The following is a 9,027-nucleotide window of genomic DNA, read 5'->3' as shown; positions in this document are numbered from 1 at the left end:
CGGGGCTATAGCTCAGTTGGTAGAGCGCTTGAATGGCATTCAAGAGGTCAGCGGTTCGACTCCGCTTAGCTCCACCACGACGGCCGCTTCCCTAAAGGGAGCGGCCGTTTCCAATTGCGGCTATAGCGGGTGATCCGCGGCCTCCAAGCGATCCGACCCATGCGATATCTGATCACCGGCGCGGCCGGCTTCATCGGCTTCCACCTGGCGCGCCGGCTGCTTCAGGCTGGCCATACGGTGGCCGGGGTCGACAATTTCTCGGCCTATTACGACCCCGCGCTGAAGGAGGACCGCAATGCGGTGCTGGAGGGGTTCGACGCCTATCGGATGCATCGGCTGGACCTGACCGACGCCGAGGCCCTGAACGCCGCCTGGGACGAGGCCCGGCCCGAGGTGGTGGTGCATCTCGCCGCCCAGGCGGGCGTCCGCTACAGCATCGACCACCCGGACGCCTATGTGGCCTCCAACCTGGTCGGGACCTTCCATGTGCTGGAGGCGGCGCGGCGCCGGCCGGTGCGGCACCTGCTGGCCGCCTCGACCAGTTCGGCCTACGGCGCCAACACCGACATGCCGTTCCGCGAGGCCGACCGGGCGGTCCACCCCCTGACCCTCTACGCCGCCACCAAGGGCGCCAACGAACTGATGGGTCACGCCTACGCCCATCTGTTCGGCACCCCGACGACCTTCTTCCGTTTCTTCACCGTCTATGGGCCCTGGGGGCGGCCCGACATGGCCCTGTTCAAATTCGCCCGGGCCATGCGGCGCGGCGAACCGATCGAGATCTACGGCCGGGGCGAGATGTCGCGCGACTTCACCTATGTCGACGACCTGGTCGAGGCCGTCGTGCGGCTGGCGGACGCCGTGCCCGTGGTCGGGGCGCCGGTGGGGGATTTCGACACCCTGTCGCCGGTCGCGCCCTGGCGGATGGTCAATATCGGCGGCGGGGCGCCGGCCCCGCTGATGGACTATGTGGCGGCCCTGGAATCGGCCATGGGCATGGAGGCCAGGAAGGCCTTCCTGCCGATGCAGGACGGCGACGTCCCGGCCACCTGGGCCTCGTCCGAACTGCTGGAAGCCCTGACCGGCTACCGCCCCTCGACCCCGATCGACCGGGGGGTGCCCGCCTTCGTCGACTGGTTCAGGACGCGCGAGGGCGTCTGACCCCGGCCGCGCGACAGGGCGGCGCCGATGTCGGCCAGGGCCGGCCCGGCCAGGCGCCACGGCTCGATGCAATAGCGGCGGAACAGGCGACGCGGATCGTGCGCCAGCCGATACAGCCATTCGATCCCGGCCCGCCCCATCCATCGCGGCGCCGCCTTCTGGACCCCCGCCTCATAATCGAAGGCCGCCCCGACGTTCAGGATCACACAGGCCGGCAGGGCCGACAGGTTGCGCGCGATCCAGGCCTCCTGGCGCGGCATCCCCATCCCGACCATCAGGACATCGGGCCGGAAGGCGGCGATCAGCTTCAGGACATCGCCATTGGCCCAGGCGTTCTCGGGATCGAAATAGCCGGACGCCGACCCGACCCGCGCCCCGGGATAGAGGGCCGACAGCCGCCGCACGGCCTCGGCCCCCACCTTCGCCGTCCCGCCAAGGTAGAAGACGCGCCACCCCCGCTCCGCCGCCCGCCGCCAGAAGGCGTCGCGCCAGTCCAGATAGGTGCTGCGATGCGCCCGGCTCACCGGATGGCCCAGCATCCGGCCGAAGGCGATCAGGGGGGTGGAATCGATCTGCACCAGATCGGCCGAGCCATAGAAGGCGCGCATGGCCGCCTGGTCGCGGACCAGGTTCAGGCTGTTCAGATTGTGGTTGGCCACCACCGAGCGCCGCCCGGCGGCCACCGCCTCGGCCACATGGTCCAGCACCTGACCCGGCGTGACCAGGTCCATGACCTGGCCCAGCAGGCGGATCCGCCCCGTCGGGGGCGTGGGGGCGGGGGCGGGCGAAGCCGGAAGGGTCCTCTCGATCATCCGCCCACCCTGCGCCCACCCGCGTCAAGACGGGGTAAGCCGACAGCGTTAACGGGTCGCGCGGCGCTTCGAGATGGCGTTCTGGCCCCAGGCCGCTAAAAACGCCGCATGACCCCGTCGACCGGCCCCGAGATCAAACCCTACGACCGCGAAAAACTTCTGATTTCGCTCCATATCCCCAAGACGGCGGGAACCTCCTTCCGCGCCATACTGGAACAGTGGTTCGGCGACCGCCTGCACAAACACTATCCGGGCTGGGCCACGCCCCTGACCCGCACCGAGGCCCAGGCCGACGCCTGCGTGCACGGCCATTTCACCCGGCTGAACAACTCGGCCGTGCGCCAGTACTATCCCGATGCGGACCAGATCATCACCGTCATGCGCGACCCGTTCGACCGGATGATCTCGGAATGGCGCTTCAAGCACATGGTCCTGGCGGCCGGCGAGGCGGTCGAGGACATGGCCGACAATCCGGACTTCGACACCTGGTTCGGCCGCCGCATCGACGAGGCCCTGGCCCAGCCGATCACCCGGCTGATGATGCAGATGCCCAACGATGTGACGCCGCAGACCGCCCACGCCGCCTTCGACCGCGACTTCGTGGCCGTCGGCGTCAGCGAACGCTTCTCCGACACGGTGCGGCTGTTCGCCGCCGTTCTGGGCAAGCCCTATGTGCCGGACCAGCCGATGAACGTGACCACCTATGGACGGGCCGGCGACTACGACGGCTATCGTCCCCGCCACGAAGAGGTGTTTCGCGCCGAATACGAGATGTACGCCGCCGCCCGCGCGCGCTTCCAGCGGCAGTGGTCGGACCTGGCGTCCTGAGGCCGCGATCGGCCCCGATGACGGCGGGATCGAGGTTTTCGGCGAAATGACTGTTGACCGGCTTCGCGGCCTCCCTTAAGGGTCCGCGCCTTCCGGGGGGAAACCCCTGGGCCCAGATGGCGGAATTGGTAGACGCGCTGGCTTCAGGTGCCAGTGGCTGAAAGGCCGTGGAGGTTCGAGTCCTCTTCTGGGCACCATCTTCTGAAAGGCGTCGCACCGCGGGTGCGGCGCCTTTCTCTTTTTTGGTCCCCCTAACGCTCGCGACGCGGTCGCTCGCTGCTTGAGGGGGTGTTGTCTGGCCCTGCCGCTCGCGCCGCGGGCGCTCCCTGCTTGAGGGCCGCCGCTGTGCGCGAGTCCGTCGGACCGCCCTATCGCCTCGTGCGCCCGGAAAAGGTAGTGAGTGCGCCATGACCGTTCATCTTCATGAGGGCGACCTGCCCGACGGCCTGGACCTGGGGTCCGTGGTGGCCGTGGATTCCGAGACCATGGGGCTGCGCTTCCGGCGCGATCCCCTGTGCGTGGTCCAGTTGTCGGCCGGCGACGGCGACGCCCACGTCGTGCGCCTGAACCGCCCCGGCTACGACTGCCCGAACCTGAAGCGGCTGCTGGCCGACCCATTGGTGCTGAAGATCTTCCACTTCGGCCGGTTCGACATCGGCATGTTCGACCTGCACCTGGGGGTCGAGACCCGGCCGGTCTATTGCACCAAGATCGCCTCCAAACTGGCCCGCACCTATACCGACCGGCACGGGCTGAAGGATGTGGTGCGCGAATGCGCCGGCGTCGAACTGTCCAAGGCCCAGCAGTCCAGCGACTGGGGCGCCGCCGAACTGACCCCGGCCCAGCTGGACTACGCCGCCTCGGACGTCCTTTATCTGCACGCCGTCAAGGCGCGGCTGGATCAGATGCTGGCGCGCGAGGGGCGGACCGAACTGGCCCGCGCCTGTTTCGACTTCCTGCCCGTCCGGGCCCGGCTGGACCTGGCCGGCTGGGACGAGATCGACATCTTCGCCCACGCCTGACGCCCCGATGAGCGACCTGGACCCCGCCGAGAGACGCAAGCAGGAGGACGAGGCCCGCGTGGCCCGCGCCGGCGCGCGGTGGCGGGCCCGCTCACGGCGCGTGAAACTGTATCGGCGGCTCCTGCCCATCGTCATCCTGACCCTGGCCGGCGGCGCCCTCAGCTGGACCGTGCTGCGGACCCTGGTCTCGGGGGCCGAGCGGCGCGCCGGGGAAACCCAGGAGGTGCGGCTGGACAAGCCCCGCTTCCACGGCCAGGACGCCCTGGGCCGCACCTTCGTCATCGGGGCCGAGGGGGCGGTGCGCGACGCCGCCACCGGCCGCTTCCGCCTGGTCGGCCCGGCGCTGAAGCTGAACCTGGGCGGCCGCAAGGTCACCGAACTGACCGCCGACGGCGGCCTCTACGACGAGGCCAACGACCGGGTGGTGATCGGGCCGAACGTGCGGATCTCGGACGGCGGCTCGGGCCTGGTCCTGGTCACGCCCGAGGCGGTGGTCGACACCCACACCGGCGTGGTCTCGGGAAACCGGGGGGTCCAGGCCTCCGGCCCGCTTGGAACGGTCAGCGCTTCGGCCTATGTGATCCGGGATCAGGGCGCGCGGGTCGAATTCCTCGGCTCGGGCGACAACAAGGTGCGCGGAACCCTCAATTCCGCGCCATCGGGCGGATGACCATGGCCAAGACCAGACCGATCCTTCTGACGGCCCCGGCGGCGCTCCTGGCCGCGGCCGCCCTTCTGGCCGCTCCCGCCGGCGTGGTCGCCCAGAGCGCCTCACAGGCCGCGCCTCCGTCCGGCCCGGTGATGTGGACCGGCGACAAGGTGGAATACACCCCCAGCGGCTTCGCCCTGATCGGCCGGGCCGAGATTCTCCAGGGCGACAACCGGCTGCGCGCCAACCGCATCAACATGCGGGTCGACAACGGCGACATGCGCAGCGCCGAGGCCGTGGGCGACGTCTATTTCGTCATGCCCGAACAGACCCTGCGCGGCGACCGGGCGGTCTATGACCTGGCCTCGGACGAGGTGACGGTGACCGGCGACGTGATCCTCAGCCAGGGCCGCAACGTCGCCACCGGCGGCCGGCTGGTCTACAACATGCGCACCGGCGCGGCCCGATGGGACGGCGCCGGCCAGGACGGCCGCGTCCAGGGCGTCTTCTATCCTCGGGGGAACTGAGCCCGCGGCTCGGTCGGACGTTTGGCGCGCAAGGAACTGTCAGCCCTGAACCTGCCCGAGACGGCGGAGGCCCCGGCCCCCGCCGCCCCCGAGGCCGCGCCCGCCGAAAAGGGGCTGAGGGTCCGCAACATCGCCCGCAGCTTCGGCCAGCGTCAGGTGGTGCGCGACGTCTCCCTGACGGTCCAGCGCGGCGAGGTGGCCGGCCTGCTGGGCCCCAACGGCGCCGGCAAGACCACCTGCTTCTACATGATCACCGGCCTGATCCCGGCCGACAGCGGCTCCATCTGGCTGGACGGCGAGAACATCACCGGCCAGCCCATGTATCAGCGCGCCCGCATGGGCCTGGGCTATCTGGCCCAGGAAGCCTCCATCTTCCGCGCCATGACGGTGGAGCAGAACATCAAGGCGGTGGCCGAACTGCACCACCCGCCGGCCCGGCTGGACGCCGAGGTGACCCGCCTGCTCGAGGAACTGCGCATCGAACACCTGCGCCACGCCCCGGCCTCGGCCCTGTCGGGGGGCGAACGTCGCCGCTGCGAGATCGCCCGCGCCCTGGCCGGTCGGCCCTCCTTCATGCTGCTGGACGAACCCTTCGCCGGCATCGACCCCCTGGCCATCGCCGACATCCGCCAGGTGATCCGCTATCTGGCGGACGAGGGCATCGGGGTGCTGATCACCGACCACAATGTGCGCGAGACGCTCGACATCATCGACCGGGTCTCGATCATCTCGGGCGGCTCGGTCCTGTTCGAAGGCACCGCCGATGAAGTGGTCCGCGACCCCGAGGTCCGCCGCGTCTATCTGGGCGAGATGTACGGCTGACACCCGATCCCCCCCATCGGGGAGGGGAACCGCGAAGCGGTGGAGGGGGCCGGATACGCGCTCGCCGTCCGCCGTGATCGCAGGGAAGGCGCCGGGCTTAGATCGCCGTTAACCCCTTGGGCCGAAACTGGCCCCAGCAAATTCCGGGCCAGAACCCGGTTCGCCGGGGGCAGGACGTGCTGGGTCAGAGGCTTGAGGTCAGGCAGGGTCAGGGGCTGGTCATTACGCCCCAGCTGCAGCAGGCCATCAAGCTGCTGCAACTGTCGAACCTGGAGCTGGACGCCTTCGTCGAGGCCGAGCTGGAGCGCAATCCCCTGCTGTCCCGCGACGAGGCCGAGGGCGAGGCCCCCGAACCGGCCGAACCGCGCGACGCCGAACCCGACGCCGAACTCAGCTTTTCCGACGACCGCCCCGGCGAGGCGGCCCAGGCCATGGACGCCCGCGACGACGACCTCTATGGCGACGCCGCCCCCGGCGAACGCAGCGGCGACCGCGCCCCTGACGCCGCCCCCGAACAGCCGGGCCTGTCCGACTGGTCCCGCGCCCGCCAGGGCGGCGTGGCGCCCGAGGGCGAGGGCGACCGCAACGAGCAGCGCGAAATCACCCTGTGGGAGCATCTGCAGGCCCAGGCCTCGGCCGCCGCCCTGTCGCCCTCGGACCACGCCATCGCCCTGGCCCTGATCGACGCGGTGGACGAGGGCGGATACCTGCGCGGCGAACTGGCCGAGATCGCCGACCGCCTGGGCTGCGGCCTGGATCGGGTCGAGGCGGTTCTGGCGGTCTGTCACGGCTTCGAGCCGACCGGCGTCATGGCCCGCTCGGTGCCCGAATGCCTGAAGCTGCAGCTGATCGAGCGCAACCGTTTCGATCCGGCCATGGACTGTCTGCTGAACAACCTCGACCTTCTGGCCCGGCGCGATCTGCCGGCCCTGCGCAAGGCCTGCGGCGTCGACGCCGAGGACATGGCCGAGATGATCGCCGAGCTGAAGGCCCTGACGCCCCGCCCCGGCGCCGGCTTCGGCGGCGAGACGGCCCAGACGGTCATCCCCGACGTCCATGTCCGCCCCGACCCGGCCGGCGGCTGGCGCGTCGAACTGAACAGCGACACCCTACCCCGCCTCTTGGTCGACAAACGCTATCACGGCGTGATCTCGGCCGGGGCGCGCAACGAGGCGGACAAGGCCTTCGTCGCCGACTTCGCGGCCCAGGCCAACTGGCTGGTCAAGTCGCTGGACCAGCGGGCCAAGACCATTCTGAAGGTCGCCTCCGAGATCGTGCGCCAGCAGGACGCCTTCCTGGCCTTCGGGGTCGAGTTCCTGCGCCCCCTGAACCTGAAGACGGTGGCCGAGGCCATCGGCATGCACGAATCCACCGTCAGCCGCGTCACCTCGAACAAATACGTCGCCACGCCGCGCGGGGTGTTCGAGCTGAAATTCTTCTTCACCGCCGCCATCCAGGCGACCGACGGCGGCGCCGCCCATTCGGCGGAATCGGTCCGCAGCCGCATCAAGGCGATGATCGAGGCCGAGGCCGCCGACGGCGACGTGCTCAGCGACGACCGCATCGTCGAGATCCTGAACGAGGCGGGCATCGACATCGCCCGCCGCACTGTGGCGAAATACCGCGAGGCCCTGCGCATTCCCTCCTCGATCCAGCGCAAGCGGATGCTGCGGTTCGCCTGACCCCCGGGTCGCCCCCGCAACCTTCACCACAAATCGGTGATCGACGTTGACACCAATCCGCGGGGTGGGCGTTCTAGGGGCATGCAGATCCAGGTCAGCGGTAAGCATGTCGATGTCGGCGAAGCGTTAGGCTCGCGCATCTCCCAGGAACTCGAAGACGGAGTCGGCAAATACTTCGAACGCGGCGCCCAGGACGCCGAGGTGGTGGTTTCGAAGGACGGCCATGGCTTCAAGGTGGACTGCTGGGTCCGCCTGGCCTCGGGCCAGTCCCTGGTGACCTCCGGCTTCGGCGGCGACGCCCATTCGGCCTTCGCCGACAGTCTGGACAAGCTGGAGAAGCGCGTCCGCCGCTACAAGCGCCGGCTCAAGGATCACTACGCCGGTCCCCGCGCCATGTCGCCCGAGAAGACCGAGAACGCCGCCCGCGACGTGGCCCGCAGCATCGTGCTGCGCGACCCCGAAAGCGTCGAGGACGACACCTTCGGCGAGGCCGGCCGCCCGGACGAACCGCCCCCCGTGGGCATGGTCATCGCCGAGACCGAGCACGAGATCCGCACCATCACCGTCGGCCGCGCGGTGCTGGAGCTGGACATGACCGGCTATCCGGTCGTCATCTTCCGCAACGCCGCCCACGGCGGCCTGGCCGTGGTCTATCGACGGCCGGACGGAAACGTCGGCTGGGTCGATCCGGAACGGACGGGCAAGGCGTCGCTGAACGGACACGGTTCGGTAAAGGCTTAGTGATAGTGCTTTCCGGAAAGAGGCGAAGCGTCTAAACGGCGCCCGCCCGCCGGATTGATGGGTGCGAGTCGGGGTAATCATGGACATCGGGGATCTGCTGACGCGAGACGGCATCGTTTTGCGGAGCGGAGCATCGTCGAAACGCCAGGCGCTGCACGTCGCGGCCGAGGCGGCGGCCCAGATCCTGGGCCGGGACAGCCAGACCATCTTCACCGCTCTGCTGGAGCGCGAGGCCCTGGGCGCCACCGGCCTGGGGGGCGGCGTGGCCGTGCCGCACGCCCGCCTGCCGGGCCTGGACCGGGTGGTCGCCGTCTTCGTGCGCCTGGACCAGCCCGTGGCCTTCGACGCCGTCGACGACCGGCCGGTCGATCTGATGTTCGCCCTGTTCGCGGCGCCCGAGGCGGGGGCCGAACACCTGCGCGCCCTGGCCGCCGTGTCGCGCGCCCTGCGCTCGCCCGAACTGCGCGAACGCCTGCGCCAGGCCCACACCCCCGACGCCATCCACGCCCTCTTCGTCCTCGACACCCAAAAGACCGCCGCCTGATCGCCCGTCCCAAGATCCTCCCCCTTCGGGGGAGGGGGACCGCCCCAGGCTCCGATCTTCCACCTCACACACTTCCCCTCTCCCGTTGGGAGAGGGCTTGAGGCTCGCAGAGCGCAGCGATGCGCCAAGCCGAAAGGGTGAGGGGTTACGCTCTCACCCGGCGGGCGCCGTAACCCCTCACCCTTTCACGCAGCCAATCGCCCTGACGGGCTCTTGGGCGTTCAAGCCCTCTCCCAACG

The 9,027-nt window shown here is 69.8% G+C and carries 10 protein-coding genes and 2 tRNA genes; 11 read left to right on the top strand and 1 reads right to left on the bottom strand.

What is annotated here, in order from left to right:
* The first annotated feature begins 1 nt into the window (after position 1).
* Positions 2-77 (top strand) — tRNA-Ala (locus KF910_RS13925).
* A gap of 82 nt (positions 78-159) precedes the next feature.
* Positions 160-1,161 carry an NAD-dependent epimerase/dehydratase family protein gene (locus KF910_RS13920; protein WP_292263967.1) on the top strand — a complete coding sequence of 334 codons (1,002 nt, stop codon included), beginning with the start codon at positions 160-162 and terminating at the stop codon, positions 1,159-1,161.
* Here the strand turns inward: KF910_RS13920 and KF910_RS13915 are convergent.
* On the bottom strand, positions 1,086-1,973 hold the full coding sequence (locus KF910_RS13915) for a WecB/TagA/CpsF family glycosyltransferase (RefSeq protein ID WP_292263965.1): 888 nt from the start codon (positions 1,971-1,973) through the stop codon (positions 1,086-1,088). The genes KF910_RS13920 and KF910_RS13915 overlap by 76 nt on opposite strands.
* 108 nt (positions 1,974-2,081) lie before the next feature.
* On the opposite strand from KF910_RS13915, the gene KF910_RS13910 reads away from it, so the two are divergent.
* From KF910_RS13910 to ptsN, 9 genes are all read left to right on the top strand, one after another.
* Positions 2,082-2,801, top strand: coding sequence for a sulfotransferase family 2 domain-containing protein (locus KF910_RS13910; protein ID WP_292263963.1), 720 nt, complete (start codon positions 2,082-2,084; stop codon positions 2,799-2,801).
* Between the two features lie 110 nt (positions 2,802-2,911).
* Positions 2,912-2,998 (top strand) — tRNA-Leu (locus tag KF910_RS13905).
* Between the two features lie 210 nt (positions 2,999-3,208).
* Positions 3,209-3,823 carry a ribonuclease D gene (locus KF910_RS13900; protein ID WP_292263961.1) on the top strand — a complete coding sequence of 205 codons (615 nt, stop codon included), beginning with the start codon at positions 3,209-3,211 and terminating at the stop codon, positions 3,821-3,823.
* 7 nt (positions 3,824-3,830) lie between these two features.
* Positions 3,831-4,493: an LPS export ABC transporter periplasmic protein LptC gene (gene lptC, locus KF910_RS13895; protein ID WP_292263959.1), complete on the top strand. Its 663-nt coding sequence runs from the start codon at positions 3,831-3,833 to the stop codon at positions 4,491-4,493.
* Between the two features lie 2 nt (positions 4,494-4,495).
* The gene (locus KF910_RS13890) at positions 4,496-4,999 is read left to right on the top strand and encodes an LptA/OstA family protein (protein WP_292263958.1); all 504 of its coding nucleotides are present in this window, start codon (positions 4,496-4,498) and stop codon (positions 4,997-4,999) included.
* A 21-nt stretch (positions 5,000-5,020) separates the two neighbouring features.
* Entirely contained in the window at positions 5,021-5,821 is an 801-nt protein-coding gene (gene lptB, locus KF910_RS13885; protein ID WP_292263956.1) for an LPS export ABC transporter ATP-binding protein, read from the top strand.
* A 176-nt stretch (positions 5,822-5,997) separates the two neighbouring features.
* The gene (gene rpoN / locus KF910_RS13880; protein WP_292263969.1) at positions 5,998-7,503 is read left to right on the top strand and encodes an RNA polymerase factor sigma-54; all 1,506 of its coding nucleotides are present in this window, start codon (positions 5,998-6,000) and stop codon (positions 7,501-7,503) included.
* An 81-nt stretch (positions 7,504-7,584) separates the two neighbouring features.
* Positions 7,585-8,244 (top strand): ribosome hibernation-promoting factor, HPF/YfiA family, encoded by a 660-nt coding sequence (gene hpf, locus KF910_RS13875; RefSeq protein ID WP_292263954.1) that lies wholly within the window; start codon positions 7,585-7,587, stop codon positions 8,242-8,244.
* A 79-nt stretch (positions 8,245-8,323) separates the two neighbouring features.
* Positions 8,324-8,788 carry a PTS IIA-like nitrogen regulatory protein PtsN gene (gene ptsN, locus KF910_RS13870; RefSeq protein ID WP_292263952.1) on the top strand — a complete coding sequence of 155 codons (465 nt, stop codon included), beginning with the start codon at positions 8,324-8,326 and terminating at the stop codon, positions 8,786-8,788.
* Positions 8,789-9,027 lie beyond the last annotated feature (239 nt).

Origin of the sequence: Brevundimonas sp. (assembly GCF_019636155.1) — a bacterium.
Taxonomy (GTDB): domain Bacteria; phylum Pseudomonadota; class Alphaproteobacteria; order Caulobacterales; family Caulobacteraceae; genus Brevundimonas.
The sequence above is the reverse complement of the archived record's forward strand: the minus strand, read 5'-3'. Positions and strand labels throughout refer to the sequence as shown.